Below are 15945 nucleotides of genomic sequence, written 5' to 3'. Positions count from 1 at the left end.
GGAAGTACGGCGCGGATGCATGGGCCGCCGTTGCCGCAGGTTCGCTCTTTTCGGGAGCGGCTGGGAGCACTCAAGAACCTGGGGCCGTTCTTGTCGATGGTCTGGCGCACCAGCCCATCTCTGACGGCGGCCTCGCTGGTGCTGCGCCTGTGTAGAGCGCTGCTGCCGGTCGCGACGCTTTATGTCGGCAAGTTGATCATCGACGAGGTGGTCCTGCTGGTGCAGCTGTCCAACAAGCCGGGGACGCTGCAGGGATGGCTGGACAGCGGCCTGGCGACCGGGCTGGGCCTGCTGCTGCTGATCGAGTTTGCGCTGGCCGTCCTGTCGGATGTGCTCGGACGGGTCGTCTCGCTCATCGATAGCCTGCTCTCGGAACGCGTCTCCAATGCCTCGAGCATTCGCCTGATGCAGCATGCCGCCACGCTGGATCTGGAAGACTTCGAGGATGCGGAGTTCCAGGACCGGCTGGAGCGTGCGCGGCGCCAGACCAGCGGGCGCATGTCCCTGCTGGGCCAGTTGCTGGGCCAGGCCCAGGATATCGTCACGGTGGTCAGCTTCGCCGCCGGCCTGATCATCTATGCACCCTGGCTCATCGTATTGTTGCTGCTGGCCTTGGTGCCGGCCTTTCTGGGCGAGGCGCATTTCAATGCGCAAAGCTATTCGCTCGACTATGCACGCACGCCGCAGCGGCGTGAACTCGACTATGTGCGCCAGACCGCGGCCAGCGCCGAAACCGCCAAGGAAGTGAAGATCTTCGGGCTGCACGGTTTTCTGATCGATCGCTACACCCAGCTGGCCACGGCGTTTTATGCGGCCAATCGCCGGCTGGCGCGCCGGCGGGCAGGCTGGGGCGGGCTGTTTGCGGCGATCGGCACGGCAGGCTACTACTGCGCGTATGCCTTCATCGCCTGGCGCACCTTGGCGGGGGTGTTTTCGATCGGCGACCTGACCTTCCTGGCCGGCTCGTTCCGGCGCTTGCGCAATCTCTTGGAAGGATTGTTGTCGAGCTTTTCCACCACGGCGGGACAGGCGCTGTACCTGGATGACCTGTTCACGTTTTTCGAGGTCGAACCGGAAATTCTGTCGCCGCAGCATGCGCGATCGTTTCCCCGGCCGATCCGCGCAGGCTTCGTTTTCGAGGGTGTCGGCTTCCGCTATCCCGGCGCCGAGCGTTGGGCCGTGCGCGATTTAAGCTTTTCATTGCGTGCCGGAGAGGTGGTGGCGCTGGTGGGGGAAAACGGTGCGGGAAAAACCACCCTGGTGAAGCTTCTCACCCGTCTTTACGATCCCGATGAAGGCCGCATCCTGCTGGATGGGCACGATCTGCGCGAATACGACCTGGAGGCGCTGCGCGGCAGTATGGGCGTCATCTTCCAGGATTTCGTGCGCTACAACCTGAGCGCCGCCGACAACATCGCCGTCGGGCGCATCGACGCACGGCACGATCGCGCGCGGATCGAGCGGGCCGCCTCGCGCAGCCAGGCCGACGAGGTAATCGCCAGGCTGCCCGGCGGCTACGAGCAAATGATCGGCAAGCGCTTCAAGAACGGCGTCGAGCTATCCGGTGGGGAATGGCAGAAGATTGCCATCGCCCGCGCCTACATGCGCGAGGCGGCGGTGCTGATCCTGGATGAGCCCACCGCGGCACTGGATGCCCGCTCGGAGTACGAAGTGTTCAAGCGGTTCAAGGAACTCAGCGACAACAAGACGGCGATCCTGATCTCGCACCGCTTCTCCAGCGTGCGCATGGCCGATCGCATCCTGGTGCTGGCCGATGGGCAGGTGGAAGCGGCGGGCACGCACGAAGAACTCGTGTCGCAGCAGGGACGTTACGCCGAGCTGTTCGAGCTGCAGGCGGCCGGCTATCGCTAGTGCCTGGAGAACACCTGCCGCCGAGCGCTCACCATTGCAGATAGAACATGCCTTTCGCCAGGAGCACGATGACGATGACATGAGTGAAGACGCTCAGATGCAGCCGCCGCGAGCGCTGTCCGCCCAGGCGGCCTTGCCGCCGCCAGATCATGGCGGCGGCGAAATGGCCGAGCACGCTGAGGGCCAGCAGGATCTTGATCGCCAGCAGCAGTCCGAAACTGTTGTGCTGCAGTTGGAAGAGCGCGCCGTGATGCCGCCAGGCCAGCCCGAAGCCGGCAACATAGAGCACCAGCAGGACGAAGGGCATGATGCGCACGGCGCGATTGCCGATCGCCCGCTCCACCTCGCGCATGGTTTCGCGCGGCAGATGCCTGCGTATGCCCTCGAGCATGACGACTTCGAAAAACACCGTACCGATGAAGGCGATGGCGGCAAGCAGGTGCAGGATAAGCAGCAGCAGGTAGCTCATGTGGAATTTCCGGATCTGTCAGTGTCCGCGTCGTCCGATGACTTCCAAGGATCCACGATCGAGTTGGCCACTGCCGTGAAATCTGCGGAGTTTCTTGTTGCGAGCGTCGTGGTGATGAACTCGTCGATTGTGTCGATGCATTCCGAGACAGGATCCGTTTCGAATATCGACATCCATGTCTCCTGGGCGATGCGGTAAGCCGCGCGCGAAAGCGACGATACACGAAGGCGCGGGCATTGGAACAGGGGCGCGGTGTCGTTCCGGGTCCCAAGCGGTGCGTATCCGCGGTTGCCTGTGGTTGGAAGATCGCCATGCACCGGCCGCATATACCTGCCCGAGATGTTTGTCCAGTGGATGTTTCTGGTCGAATTCGCAGTCAAATCGACTTCCCCTGTCATCTGTAGCGAGTAGACTGCTTGCGAGCGGTTCGCCGGGTTATCGACTTCAGTGCGATCGCCGGATGAGGAAACATCCGGAAGGGAAACGGATTTTTGCCGCTACGGGGCTTCACGGAGGATTTGGTATGAACAGCTTCACTTTGACGGCGATCGGTAACCTGGCTGCCGATCCGGAACTGATCGCCAAAAGCGATACGGCCAAAGGCGACACGGCCGGAAGCGATACGGCCAGGAACGATACGACCAGGGAGCCTGCCGCCAGGGAGGATACCCTCTATACACGCTTCTGCCTCGTGGGCAACGACTATGCCGGCAGGGACGAGGGCGGCGGCGTGCGCGAGGCCGTCACGAGCGTGTGGTTCGTGGCATTTGGAACGCTCGGCGAGGCCATTGCCCGGAATGCGCGCAAGGGCGATCAGCTCATCATCGATGCCCGTATCCGGGCCAACAATTGGATCGATCGTCACGGCGAAAAACAGTACGACTATTCGTTCGTCGTACAGGGTTTCCGGTTCGGTGCGCCGGGAAGAATGAAGCGCGGGGAACTGGATGCCCGGCGCGAGCACTTGGATCGCGCCTCAGCCTGATTATCGATCGATCCACCGGATTCCGCCGGCAAGCCGGCAAGCCGGCAAGCCGGCAGTCATATCGAACAAGGAAGGTTCGTCTCGGACAAGGAAGGTTGGTCATGAAAGATGGTTTCGAATCCATTTGCCTCGATGTCTGTCGCATCGTTTTTCGTCATCCGGATCCACGCCGCCGCGGCTGGTGTGCCGCGCTGGCGGCGGTGCTGTTTTCGGTGTCTCTGCCGGCGTTTTCGCAAACATCGCCCTTCCTGACCGGAGCAACCGCGCTGCAGGCGAACATCCTGGCGTGGCTGACGCCGATCGCCATCATCCTGGTGATGGCGCTCGGCGCCATGGCGATGGCCAATCGTATTTCATGGGCATGGTGCATTGCGGCCATTCTGGGTATCGCCATCGCCTTTGGCGCACCCCAGATCGTGACCTGGGTACGCGGCATGTTCGGGGTGTAGCGCTCATGGAAACTCGTAATGCCGGTCTGACTGCCGTGCCGCTGTTCGTGGCGGCGACGCGGCCTCCCATGCGCTGGGGCGTGACCTATGCCGCGCTGCTGTTCAATCTCGTTTTCACCATGGAGGTGTTCCTGCTCACCAGGAACCTGTTGACTCTGCTATTGAGCATCCCGATCCATGGCCTTTGCATGTTGTTGTGCGCACGGGATGCCAGGTACTTCGATCTGATCGTGCTGTGGGGGCGCGTGCGTCTGCCTGCCTTGCTCGGCAATCTGCGCTATTGGCAGGCCGGTAGTTACAGCCCCTTGGAAATCGATTTGCCGGACGCGCGCGGCCGCCTTCGCCTTCGCCTTCGCTGCATGCCGGCTCAGGTAATGAGCGGACGGATCGTGGACTGGGATGCGGCATCCTCTTGCGGTCCGATCCGCCGGCGTGCCGGCGAAGGAGCGCCGTCATGTTGAGAGCAGCCCGGAAGACCGCATGGAGGCGTGAGCGCATGGCCGCGGAGCGCATTCCGTTCAGCGCCCATGTCTCCGAGCATGTCCTGAGAACCTCGTTCGGAGACTATCTGCAGGCCTTTCGCATCGGCGGCGCCAGTTTCGAAAGCGCCGATGATGAGCAGATCAACGCCTGGCATGAACGCCTCAATGTTCTGTGGCGCAACATCGCCAGTCCCCAGGTGGCCTTGTGGACTCATGTGATTCGGCGCCGCGAGCGCGACACCCTGCGCGGCCGGCAGGCGCAAGGTGCTGCAGGAACGCTCGCCGCGGAATCCGGCTTTGCCGATGCACTGAGCCGCAAGTACCAGGAATACCTGGCGGGTGAGGCTCTGATGATGAATGAATTGTTCTTGGCGGTCGTTTATCGGCCCGCCGCGGACCTGGCGAGCAGTGCCGCGGCCCGAATATTGTCTCGAGGGCAGCCGGGCGAATCGCACCTGGCGTTGATGGATGCGCTGGACGCCTGCGGAAAACTCGCTCGCATACTGCTGGCCTCGCTGTCCCGCTACGAGCCCGAACTGCTGGGTACCTATATGGCGGAGGGCCGGCGATGTTCTTCCCTGCTGGAGTATCTCGGGCTGCTGGTGAATGGCGAATCGCAGCGCATGCCGCTTCCCACAGCGCCGCTCGATGAGGTGCTGGCGACGAGCCGGCTGTTGTTCGGCGCCGAGACGATCGAGTATCGCACGCCTACGCGGACCCGCTTCGGCGCCATGCTCGGCATCAAGGAATACTCGACGCCCTGTGTCGCCGGCATGTACAACCGGCTGCTCGCAGCGCCGTTTCCGTTCGTGCTGACGCAGTCATTCGCATTTCTCAGCAAAGCGGCCGCGCAAGGAGTGCTGCAGCGCCAGTATCTTCGCATGGCGAATGCTGGGGATTTCGCCGTATCGCAGGCGGCGTTGCTGCAGGAGGCGCTGGATGCGCTGACCAGCAACGAGTTTGTCATGGGCGATCACCATTTTTCGCTGCAGGTACTGGCCGATGCCTCCGCGGAGCAGACTTGCGAACAAGGATCGGCATATCGCACGCCAAACGCTCCCGTCCCTTACGGCGCACGCCGCGTTACAGGACGTCGGAAGAGGGCGCTCGGCCAGGGGACGCCGTGCGGCCTGGCATCCCGCCAACTCGGCGTCTTGAACGATCACATCGCCCTGGCGCGCAGTATTCTTGCCGACACCGGCATGACGGTGGCGCGCGAGGATCTGGCGCTGGAACCGGCCTTCTGGGCGCAACTGCCCGGCAATTTTCCGCTGCGTCCCAGGAAGGCGCCGATCACCTCGCATAATTTTGCGGCGATGGTTCCGTTCCACAACTACCCGGCCGGCCGCGCCGCCGGAAACCATTGGGGGGATGCGCTCACGCTGCTCATGACCCGCGCACGTTCTCCCTACTATTTCTCGTTGCACGCCAGTGATCCCAGGGAGCCCGATGGCGGCAGCCGCAAGGATACGGGGCATACGTTCATCTGCGGTCCGACCGGTTCGGGCAAGACGGTGCTCATCGGCTTCCTGGTGGCGATGCTCCAGCGCCAGGGGGCGACTCAGATCATCTTCGACAAGGATCGAGGGCTGGAGATACTGGTGCGCGCCATGGGCGGTGAATATCTGCCCTTGAGAAACGGCAGGCCGACGGGTTTCAATCCGCTGCAGCTCACGCCGTTCGAGGACCACTTGGAGTTCCTGAAAGGATGGCTGCGCATGCTGGTGCGCCGTGCGCCCGGGCAGGCGCTCAGCGCACGCGAGCAGGCGGATCTCGATCAGGCGCTGCGCGGCACCTTGGCGCTGGCACCGCGTGCAAGGCGTCTGTCCCGGCTGATCGAGTTCCTGGACCCCACGGATCCGGAAGGGGTCCATGCGCGCCTGGCGCGCTGGTGCGAGGCCGGCCATGGCGACTATGCCTGGGTCTTCGACAATGCGCGGGATACGGTCGTGGCGCGCCTGGATGCCCAGGCGCTCATCGGGTTCGATGTCACCGAGTTTCTGGATCATGAGCTGACGCGTGCGCCGGTCACTCTTTATCTGTTTCACCTGGTGCGCCGGCTCCTGGACGGCCGCCGGCTGGTGTGCTGGATGGACGAATTCTGGCGGCTGCTCGCCGATCCCGCATTCGAAAGCTTCGCCAAGGATGGACCGAAAACCTGGCGCAAGCTGAATGCCGTGATGTGTCTGGCGACCCAGAGCGCCAGCGATGTATTGAGCAGTCCGATCAGCCGTACGATCATCGAACAGACGCCGACCAAGGTGTACTTCCCCAATCCGAACGCCAGCGAGGTGGAGCACCTGGAGGGGTTCGGCCTCAGCGGACGGGAGCATCTGCTCATCAAGGAAGGGCTGGAACCCGGCTCGCGGATGTTCCTGGTCAAGCAGGGACGCCATGGTGTCGTGTGCCAGCTGGACCTCAAGGGTTTCGATGCGGAATTGGCGGTGATTTCCGGCCGGGCCGGGCAGCTGGAATACATGCAGCGGCTCATCGCCGCGCGCGGCGCCGCGCCCGGACGATGGCTGCCGGCGTTCATGGCGACAAATGCTGCGCATGAATAGAAGCATCGACATGATCAAACCGCAGCATCGGCGCTGCCTCGCGGGATACCGTGCGCATGCGCCGCGCTGCCTGTTTCACTCAGGGATGTTTCATTGCCGTGACGGGTCAGGGAGGATCTCATGCCGAAACAGCGCCGTACCGTTCATTTCCACCTGGGTTTGTGTGCTGTATGCCTGCTGGGTACGCCCGCCGCGGATGCGCAGCTGTCGGTCATCGACACAGCCTCCGTGTCCCAGCTCATCACCCAGGCGCGCATGCTGCAGGATCAGCTTTCGACCGCGCGCGATCATCTGGCGCGCGCCGAAGAACAGCTGCGATCCCTGCACGGCACGCGCGGCATGGAGCGGCTTCTGGCCGGTACGGAGCGCAACTATCTGCCAGAGGATTGGCGTCAGATCCAGGCGCTTTTGTCGTCGGGAGAGCCGGCGTATACGTCGCTCTCCCTTCATTTGCGCCAGACGCTCGCTGCCAATACGCTGCTGCCCGAGGCCCGGCTGGCAGATTTTCCGGGCAACACGCGCGAACACATCGAGGCGGTGCGCTGGTCAGCCGCGGTGCTGCAGGTGCTGACGCATGAGGCGCTGGCAACGATCAGCGGCCGGTTCCTGTCGCTCCAGCGTCTGATCGATGCGATTCCCGATGCAGCCGATCCGAAGGCCATCCTGGACCTGCAGGCGCGTATCGGCGCGGAACAGGGCATGCTGCAGAACGAGCAGAACAAGCTGCAGACGCTCTACCAGGCGGCGCATGCCCAGACACTGGTGGATCGCCAGCGACAGCGGGAAAACGTGATTGCCGGACATGGCCGATTCGAACGGCGTTTTCAGCCGACACCCGATTCTTTTCCCTCGCCGTGACACCTGATGCGGTATCGACCCTCACGGAACGAGGCTGATGTAATACCGGGTGAGTTTCCATGGGATTCTTCGCAACATTCTGGGTATGGTTGAATGCACAACTTGCCGGCTACATCGGCGAGAACACAGCGCGGGTCGCCGGTGCTCTGGAGCCGGCCATCGTCACCGTCGCTGTAGTGTATGTGATGATCTGGGGTTATCTGCAGCTTACCGGCCAGCTGGAAGCCCCGCTCCTCACGGGCTTGAAACGCATCATCACCCTGGTCGTGGTCATGGCGGTGTCGTTGCGGCTGTGGCTTTACAACACGTTGATCGTCAACACGTTCTACCAGGCACCGGCGCAGCTGGCGGCGGCGGTCGCGGGCACCTCCGATCCGGTGTCCGTCATCGATACGATCTGGGCGCGGGGCGGTGCGGTCGCCGCATTTCTGTGGGACAACGGCGGAGTCTTCAGCGGCGATGTCGGATACTACGTCGCCGGTGCGGTGGTGTGGGTGCTCATGGGGTTGTTGTGCATCTACACCATGTTTCTGATCGCCTTGTCCAGTGTCGCACTGGCGGTATTGCTGGCCTTGGGGCCGTTGTTCATTGCCATGCTGTTTTTCGATGCTACGCGCCGGTTTTTTCATGCCTGGCTGGCGCAACTCGCCAACTATGCCTTGATCACCATCATGACGGTGCTGGTCGCGGCGTTGATGCTGCAGATCGTTCAATCCTACGCCGAGCAGACCGCCGCGCGCGGCGACACGATCGTTACCGTCGATGCCTTGAACATGGTGCTGGTGGCCGCCCTGGTGTTTCTTTTGATGCGTCAAGTAATGCCGGTCGCGGCAGGGCTGGCCAGCGGAGTGGCGCTCAGCACCTTCGGCAGCATGAGCCGGCTCGCCGCCTGGAGCATGCATCGAGGTACGGCATTGATGAGCGGTGCCGGCGCCGTGGCGATGCAGCTGGGCGATGGAGCACGAAGCGGCGCCGTCCAGCCGAAATCGCCGGCGGCGGCCTGGCGTCGGAGTGGATGAAGAATGCCGGGAACGCCGGCTGAGGGCGGCTGCAGGTCCAACAAGGAGGGATGCCGATGATTAGGACATGGATCGCCAGGCTTTCCGGGGGGAGGCCGCGCCGGCGCGGGATGAACCTTTGTACGCCCATGTTTCTGAGTCTATGGATGGCCGGCGGTTGTGCATCGCCTGCGCCTCAATGCGAACGCGCGCTGCGGCCGATCAACCCGCCCGCAACGCCGGCCGCGGAAAGATCCGGCACTGGCTCGGCGCCGGCCGCCGCTACGTTCGACAGGCGGGATGAAAGGACGGTGCGGGCGGTAAGCCGCGTGTCGGATCAGCCATGAAGGCGGATGAGCCGCTGCAGGATTATTTCAGGAACGCGATGTCCTGGGACCAGGACCGTGCCGCCTCATTGCGGCGCGATGCACGCGTGGCCTGGAGGGTGGCAGGTGCGGGGTGGATATGCGCGATTTCCGCTGCTGCGGCATTGATGCTGCTGATGCCGCTCAAACGCGTCGAACCTTTCGTGGTACGGATGGACAAGAGCACCGGCATCGTCGATGTCGTACCGGTGTATACGGGTGAGGCGACCATGGACGAGGCGGTGACCCGTTATTTTCTATCGCACTACATCAGGGTGTGCGAGCGATTCAATTTTGCCACGGCCGAAAGCGACTATGAGGAATGCGGTGCGTTCCATGCAGCCCGGCGTAATCAGCAATGGTCCTCGCAATGGAGCCTGACCAATCCCGATTCGCCGCTCAACGTCCACAAGGACGGCGGCACGGTGCACACGCAGGTGGAGTCCATCAGTTTTTTCGAGCGCGGCAGCGGCGTGACGGACCTGGCGCAAGTGCGCTACGTCAAGGCACAGCGCCCGGGCAACGGCAGCCAGGCGCAGTTCACTCATTGGATTGCGACACTGCAATACACCTATGGCAAGGTGCCGAAGGATCCCCGTGCACGCCGATGGAATCCGCTGGGTTTCAAGATCATGGAGTTCGTCGCTGAGCCGGAAGTGCTGGCGCGCCCGCGCGATGCATCGCCGGCCGTATCTACAGCCGCAGCCGGCGGAGAGACATCATGATCGCGTCTCCAAGTCCGGGGTCGGCGCCGCGCCGCAGGCTGCGCCGGGTGTATCGCCTTGCGGCGCCGGGAGGTTTTCTGGGCGCCATCCTGCTGTTCGGCATGTGCCTGAGCGCCTACGAGGCGGCCGCCGAGGCCTGGCCGAGCCGGGGCCGGCTCGATAGCCGGATTCGCACCGCTGTCTACAGCGATGATCAGGTCTACCGTCTTCTAGGCCATGTCGGCTACCAGATCGACCTGCAGTTCGAGGCCGGTGAATATTTCATCGGTCTGGGCGCCGGCGATCTGGAAGGGCTGTCGTTCAGTGCGCAGGACAATCATTTGTTTCTCAAGCCCGGCGCGACGCAGGTTCGCACCAATTTGACGGTTTTGACCAACCGGCGCCATTATCAATTCGATTATGTTGCCGGCAGCAGGCCGCCCGATCCCGCCCGGGAAGAGGTGACCTATGTGCTGCGCTTCGCTTATCCGTCCGCCATCGGGGAAGACTCCTCCGGGCGGCCGGCGAACCGTCCGTCCGGCGGTGTGCCGCGTGAGGCTGGCGATACGGATGCCAAACTGCGCAACAGTGTCCGCGCGGTCAATCTGGATTATTGGTACTGCGGTCATCCTGCCCTGAGGCCCGATGCCGCGTCCGACGACGGTATCCACACGCGCCTGCGCTTCGGCGCGCGCTCCGAGCAGCCGGCGATCTTCGTTCGCAACGACGATGGAACAGAGTCGCTATTGAATTTCAGCATGGACGCGAGCGACGTGATACTGCATCGCGTCGTCCGGCGGCTCATCGTTCGGCGCGGAAAGCTCGCCGGCTGCATCGTCAACAAGCGTTTCGGCGGTACCAGTGAGCGATTGCAGTCCGGTACGGTAGCCGCCGAGGTGACTCGCTCGACGCGGAGCGCGCGGCCATGAATCCGGCCGACCAGGATCCGAAGCTCCAGACCGATGGATTCACGGCTCCAGAACCGGCCGGAGAACACGGCGCGCAGGCGGCTTCGCCAGGCTCCGGTTTACCAGGTTCCGGCCGGCCGCCGCAGCCCGAGACGCAGTCGGCAGCATCCGGTTGGATCCGGCGCGGTTTTGTCGCGGGCGAACGAGGCACGCCGTCCGTCAGCCAGGCCGTTTCTCTGCAGTCGCGAACCAGCAGCATGATGAGCGCGGCCTTGATGATCGCCATGGGACTGGGTCTGCTGGGCTGGTATTACACACGAGTGATCACCCGGCATGCGCACGCCCAGGCGCCGGCCTCGGCGGAACTGATCGATACGCCGAGCCTGCCGCCGCTGGCGCCCATCGAACCGCCGCGCATGGTGGCCGTTGCCCATGCCGCAGAGACGGCGCATCCATCTGGCGACAACGGGATCGACCTGGGTTCCCTGCCGCGCATGGCGCTGGAGGCGACTGCGGGAACGGTGGGAATGGCCTGCCTCCCGGAGGCTGGATCATGCGCTGCCGAGACCATGACGCCGGCGCGCCGTGCGCTGGAGCGTCGACTGGCCGGCGCGCCGTTCATGCTTCGTTCTGCGCGGGGCGCCGCGGCAGATCCTTTCGATGACCCGGATGGCGGCAGTCTGCGCGCCGACGACGCATCGTCTGCAAGGGGCAGGGAATCCGGCGCCATGAGCCAGCTGCTGCGGCACGATGTCGCCGCCGTGGTCCGTGCCCAAGTGTTGCCGACCCGCAGGCTGCTGCTGCCCAAGGGAGCGTTCATCGATTGCACCCTGGAGACGGCGATCGATTCCACGCTTCCCGGCATGACCACTTGCATCACCGCGATCGATACCTTCGGCGCGGATGGCAAGGTCGTACTGCTGGAGCGCGGCACGAAGCTGGTCGGGGAAACTCGAGGGCAGGTCCGCCAGGGCGCCGCGCGCGTGTTCGTGGTCTGGACCGAGGCACGCACTCCGACCGGCGTAGTCGTCGCCCTGGACTCTCCGGGCACCGATGAGTTGGGGCGCTCCGGATTGCCCGGCAAGGTCGAGCGGCATTTCTGGGACCGGTTCGGCGCCGCGATCCTGATCTCGATGATCGATGGCGCCATGCAGGCGGCGGTGCAGTCTGCCGGTTCCGGCAATGCAACGGTCATTTACAACCCTTCTTCCTCGCGCGACATCCTCACCGAGGTGCTCAGAGGGACGATCGATATCCCACCCACCATTACCAAGGCACAGGGCGAGCGCATCCAGGTGCTGGTCGCGCGCGATCTGGATTTCAGCACGGTCTATGACCTGCAGGTGCGCCGGCAACGCCCGCAGTCGCCTGCGTATGAACCCGGTGCGGCTGGGGAGGGGTGACATGAAGGCAGGTACCGACCGCGGATGTGCCATGCCTGCCGTGCAGCGGCCGCAATCCAGGGCGGCATTCTCCTCCCTGGATCATACGCTCGATGCGCTGCGTCCTTTGTTGGCGAACCGGGAGGTGACGGAGCTGTGCATCAATCGGCCCGGCGAGGCCTTCATCGAGACTCGCTCGGGATGGTGTCGCGAGATACTTGCGTTCGCGGATTTCGACTGGTGCCTGCGCTTTGCCAAGCTGGTTGCAAATGCCACCTGTCAGCGCGTCGATGCAACCTCTCCGTTGTTGTGCGCCTCGCTACCCAGCGGGGAGCGGGTGCAAATCGTCATTCCGCCGGCAACCACCCCGGGTTGCGTCGCCATCACCTTGCGCCGCCCGGCCGAGGAAGTGTGGTCCGTCGGCGAGCTGGCGGGCCGCGGAATGTTTCGCGCCACCCGGAGTGCAGACGATGCGCCCGATGACACGGAAACCCACTTGCAGAAACTGCTTGCCGCGCGCAGCTACGAAGCCTTCATGCGTTTGGCCGTGCGCAGCCGCAAGAACATCCTGGTATCGGGACCGACCGGCTCGGGCAAGACCACGTTGACCAAGGCGTTGATCCAGGAGATTCCGCCGCAGGAACGTCTGGTAACGATCGAGGATGCGCGCGAACTGGTGCTCGATCGCCATCCCAATCATGTCAGGCTGTTCTACAGCAAGGAGGATCAGGGACTGGCGCGGGTGGTGCCGCGACAATTGCTGGAATCCTGTTTGCGCATGAGACCGGACCGGATCTTGCTGGCCGAGTTGCGTGCCGAAGAGGCCTTCGACTACCTGCGTAACGTCAACTCGGGACATCCCGGATCCATTACCAGCATCCATGCCGGCAGCGCCGAACTGGCCTTCGAACAGCTCGTATTGCTGGTCAAGCAAAGTCGTGGCGGACGTTCGCTCGCCAGAGGCGCCATCAAGAGTCTGCTGTACATGCTGGTGGATGTGGTCATTCAGTGCGCGGTGGAGCGCCAGGAGCGTTTCATTCGCGAGATCTGGTATGAGCCCCGGCGCAAATATGCCGCGGCGGCGGCAGGTACACGCTCTTGCCGCCGCTGCGAGCGCCGTCGCCGCATCCGGGGCGCTCGACAGGAACAGGTCGATGCTCATCCCTGAAACCTCGGCGGTGTTCGGTGCAGGATTGACCGGCATGGCCGAGTGGGCTGCACAGCTGCGCGGCGGGCCGGCGCTGGCGCTGGCCTATGCCAGCGTTCAGGGCCCCATGCTGGTGGGGTTGATGCGTGCCCGGGCATCCTGGCGCCGTTGGCTGCTCTCGCCGCTCCTGGCGGCGCCCTTGACCGGCGTGACCGCAGCCGGATTGGCCGCTGTCGGTTCGTTTCTGCCCCCCTTGTCCGGCAGCAGCCTGTGGTCGCTCTCGGTGGGCATCTGTTTGAGCGCCGGTGTGGGCTACGCCGGCGGCCTGCGCTGGGCACGCGGCGGCGAGGCCGGGGTAGACCGGCATCATCGCGGCACGATCATCGAGGAGCGCGCCGCGCACTCTCGCGCCCGGGCAGAGCGAAATACACCGGTCACCCTGGCCGGGTTTGCGCTGGCGCCGATGGATGAGACCAAGCATTTCAAGCTGATCGGCACCACGGGTACCGGCAAAAGCACGGCGATTCGCGAACTATTGCAGGGGGCGCTTGCCCGCGGGGACCGCGCGGTGATCGCCGATCCGGATGGCGGCTACCTCCGGCGTTTTCATGATCCGCGGCGCGGGGATGTGATTCTCAACCCCTTCGAGCCGGCTTCGGTGAAGTGGGATCTATTCGGAGAAATCCAGACCAGCTACGACATCGATCAACTGGCACGTTCCTTGATCCCCGATCATGGCGGTCCGGATCGGAGTTGGCGAGCATATGCACGCACGTTCTTTTGCGCCGTGACGCGCCAGGCGCACGCCGCGGGCATAAGTGACACGGCCGAACTCTATCGTCTGCTGGTGAGCGCCGATACTGCGGAGCTCAAAGGCCTGGTGGCCGGGACGCCGGCACAGCCCTTTCTGGAGGAGCACAACGGGCGCATGTTCGACTCGATCCGTTCGGTCACCAGCTCGGCGGTCGATGCATTGGAGCATGTCGCCGCACAGGATGCGCAGCCCTTCTCGGTGCGGCAATGGGTAGCAAGGGGGGTAGCAAGGGGGGTGGCACGGGGAGTGACACGGGAGGTCGCGGGGGCGGCTGTGGACGGCTCGGGCGTGTTGTTCATTCCCTATCGGGCCGGCCAGATCGCCGCCTTGCGTTCGGCGGTATCGGCCTGAATGCGGCTCGCCATCTTTGAAGCCATGAATCAAGGGGAAGGCGATCAGCGTCTGTGGTTCGTCGTGGATGAACTCGATGCGATCGGCCAGATCGATGGATTGAAGGACGCGCTGGCGCGGCTGCGCAAATTCGGCGGCCGCTGCGTGCTGGGTTTCCAATCCATCGCCCAGGTGTCGAGCACCTATGGCGCCGGCGAGGCGCAGACCATCGTGGAGAATTGCGGCAACACGCTCATTCTGCGCTGTTCGGGCAGCGAGCATGGCGGCACCTCTCACTTTGCATCACGGCTCATCGGACAGCGCGAGATCCGGCGCATATCGGTGTCGCACACGCGTCATTCGGCACAGTGGACGGGCTCGACGACGCGTGCCGAACACTTCGCCATCGAACCGGCGGTGATGGATTCGCAGATCGAGCAGTTGGCGGATCTGCAGGGTTATCTGAAGTTCGCCTCCCGTCCGCAGTGGCTACGGGTCGCACTGCAGCCGCCGAACGGATCGCGGCAGCCAGCACAGGAGGTGGGCGCATGGCCATCTATCAGCTCGATATTCGGTCCCTGAGCCGCAGCGCCGGGCGCCGTGCCACGGCTGCCGCGGCGTATCGTGCCGGCGAGCGCATCCGCGATGAGCGCAGCAGCCGTTGGTTCGATCATTCCGCACGCCTTGATGTATATCACTCGCAGATCGTATTGCCTGCTTGCTTCGGCGTTCCCGTCCAGGCTCACGGGGCCGTTGCCGAAATTCATGCCCGGATCGATACCCGGACCGGTGTGCGTGCGGCGGCGTATGAATCCGGTTCCGACATGGACTGGGCGCGCAACCGCTCCTGTTTGTGGAACGCAGTGGAATGGGCCGAGCAACGCAGCGATTCGCGCGTCGCGCGCGAATTCATGGTGGCGCTACCGTATGAACTGAATACTCGGCAGCGCATCGTGCTGGCACGGAATTTCTCGAGTCTGCTGGCCGACCGCTACAACGTGGCGGTCGATCTGGCGGTCCATATGCCGCGCGAGGGCGCCGATCCGCGCAATCACCATGCACACCTGTTGACGACGACGCGGGAGCTGACCGAGCGAGGACTGGGCGCCAAGACAGGAATGGATATGAGTTGGGGCCGGCGACGTCAGTTGGGGCTGCCGGCCGGCGGAGACGAGTATCGTGTGGTTCGCGAACAATGGGCGAATCTGGCGAACGAGGCATTGCGCGAAGCGCATATCGATGTGCGCATCGATCATCGCTCCCTGGAGGCCCAGGGCATCGACCGGGAGCCGCAGGTCAGGATTCCATTCGCCGCCTTCCAGATGGAGCGCCGCGGGGTGCGCAGTGTCGCGGCGGAACGCTTGCGCGAGGCCTATCACGCCAGGGTGCGGGCCCGTCTGGAGCGCAGCGCTGCGCTGTCCGATACCAGGGATCCGCAAACCATTCGCCGGCAGGCGCGTGAGGCCTGGCTGCGCCTGCGCGCCGGGTCGGCGGCAACTGGCCAGGGAGCGGCACAAAGGAATGCGAGCGAAGAGCGTTCGCGCTCCATGAGTGCCGGACCGCGGCGCGGCGACGACTTTTCCTTGTGACGCGTGGTGATGCACTGCCATCGCTGCTCGTA

15 protein-coding genes are annotated in these 15945 nt (G+C 64.0%); 14 read left to right on the top strand and 1 reads right to left on the bottom strand.

Going from position 1 to position 15945, the window contains the following annotated elements:
* Window positions 1-15: 15 nt before the first annotated feature.
* Window positions 16-1872 (top strand): ABC transporter ATP-binding protein, encoded by a 1857-nt coding sequence (locus tag ACG33_RS09905; RefSeq protein WP_066920816.1) that lies wholly within the window; start codon window positions 16-18, stop codon window positions 1870-1872.
* 28 nt (window positions 1873-1900) lie between these two features.
* Here ACG33_RS09905 and ACG33_RS09900 read toward each other — a convergent pair whose 3' ends face one another.
* Window positions 1901-2341, bottom strand: a complete 441-nt coding sequence (locus tag ACG33_RS09900) for a CopD family copper resistance protein (RefSeq protein WP_066920813.1) — start codon at window positions 2339-2341, stop codon at window positions 1901-1903.
* Between the two features lie 523 nt (window positions 2342-2864).
* Between ACG33_RS09900 and ACG33_RS09890 the strand changes: the two genes are divergently transcribed.
* The 13 genes from ACG33_RS09890 to ACG33_RS09830 all read left to right on the top strand — a co-directional run bounded on the left by ACG33_RS09890 (window position 2865) and on the right by ACG33_RS09830 (window position 15913).
* The gene (locus ACG33_RS09890; protein ID WP_083536695.1) at window positions 2865-3326 is read left to right on the top strand and encodes a single-stranded DNA-binding protein; all 462 of its coding nucleotides are present in this window, start codon (window positions 2865-2867) and stop codon (window positions 3324-3326) included.
* A gap of 101 nt (window positions 3327-3427) precedes the next feature.
* The gene (locus tag ACG33_RS09885) at window positions 3428-3775 is read left to right on the top strand and encodes a TrbC/VirB2 family protein (protein WP_066920810.1); all 348 of its coding nucleotides are present in this window, start codon (window positions 3428-3430) and stop codon (window positions 3773-3775) included.
* Between the two features lie 5 nt (window positions 3776-3780).
* Window positions 3781-4236 carry a type IV secretion system protein VirB3 gene (locus ACG33_RS09880; protein ID WP_083536693.1) on the top strand — a complete coding sequence of 152 codons (456 nt, stop codon included), beginning with the start codon at window positions 3781-3783 and terminating at the stop codon, window positions 4234-4236.
* Window positions 4230-6818 (top strand): VirB4 family type IV secretion/conjugal transfer ATPase, encoded by a 2589-nt coding sequence (locus ACG33_RS16545; protein ID WP_066920808.1) that lies wholly within the window; start codon window positions 4230-4232, stop codon window positions 6816-6818. The genes ACG33_RS09880 and ACG33_RS16545 overlap by 7 nt, the downstream gene beginning before the upstream one ends.
* Before the next feature lie 120 nt (window positions 6819-6938).
* Window positions 6939-7676 (top strand): type IV secretion system protein, encoded by a 738-nt coding sequence (locus ACG33_RS09870; RefSeq protein WP_066920806.1) that lies wholly within the window; start codon window positions 6939-6941, stop codon window positions 7674-7676.
* A 59-nt stretch (window positions 7677-7735) separates the two neighbouring features.
* Window positions 7736-8695, top strand: coding sequence for a type IV secretion system protein (locus tag ACG33_RS09865; protein WP_066920803.1), 960 nt, complete (start codon window positions 7736-7738; stop codon window positions 8693-8695).
* A gap of 322 nt (window positions 8696-9017) precedes the next feature.
* The gene (locus ACG33_RS09860; RefSeq protein WP_066920801.1) at window positions 9018-9764 is read left to right on the top strand and encodes a virB8 family protein; all 747 of its coding nucleotides are present in this window, start codon (window positions 9018-9020) and stop codon (window positions 9762-9764) included.
* On the top strand, window positions 9761-10672 hold the full coding sequence (locus ACG33_RS09855; protein ID WP_066920799.1) for a TrbG/VirB9 family P-type conjugative transfer protein: 912 nt from the start codon (window positions 9761-9763) through the stop codon (window positions 10670-10672). The genes ACG33_RS09860 and ACG33_RS09855 overlap by 4 nt, the downstream gene beginning before the upstream one ends.
* Window positions 10669-12054, top strand: coding sequence for a type IV secretion system protein VirB10 (gene virB10 / locus ACG33_RS09850; RefSeq protein WP_066920798.1), 1386 nt, complete (start codon window positions 10669-10671; stop codon window positions 12052-12054). Before ACG33_RS09855 ends, virB10 begins: the two co-directional genes overlap by 4 nt.
* 31 nt (window positions 12055-12085) lie before the next feature.
* Window positions 12086-13201, top strand: coding sequence for a P-type DNA transfer ATPase VirB11 (virB11, locus tag ACG33_RS09845; protein ID WP_083537236.1), 1116 nt, complete (start codon window positions 12086-12088; stop codon window positions 13199-13201).
* On the top strand, window positions 13188-14345 hold the full coding sequence (locus tag ACG33_RS17065) for a type IV secretion system DNA-binding domain-containing protein (protein WP_066920795.1): 1158 nt from the start codon (window positions 13188-13190) through the stop codon (window positions 14343-14345). The genes virB11 and ACG33_RS17065 overlap by 14 nt, the downstream gene beginning before the upstream one ends.
* A 24-nt stretch (window positions 14346-14369) precedes the next feature.
* Entirely contained in the window at window positions 14370-14906 is a 537-nt protein-coding gene (locus ACG33_RS17060) for a type IV secretion system DNA-binding domain-containing protein (RefSeq protein WP_210398999.1), read from the top strand.
* Window positions 14873-15913, top strand: coding sequence for a MobA/MobL family protein (locus tag ACG33_RS09830; protein WP_066920792.1), 1041 nt, complete (start codon window positions 14873-14875; stop codon window positions 15911-15913). Before ACG33_RS17060 ends, ACG33_RS09830 begins: the two co-directional genes overlap by 34 nt.
* The last annotated feature ends 32 nt before the right edge of the window (window positions 15914-15945 follow it).

It is taken from the genome of Steroidobacter denitrificans, assembly GCF_001579945.1.
GTDB classification, from domain to species: domain Bacteria; phylum Pseudomonadota; class Gammaproteobacteria; order Steroidobacterales; family Steroidobacteraceae; genus Steroidobacter; species Steroidobacter denitrificans.
The sequence above is the reverse complement of the archived record's forward strand: the minus strand, read 5'-3'. Positions and strand labels throughout refer to the sequence as shown.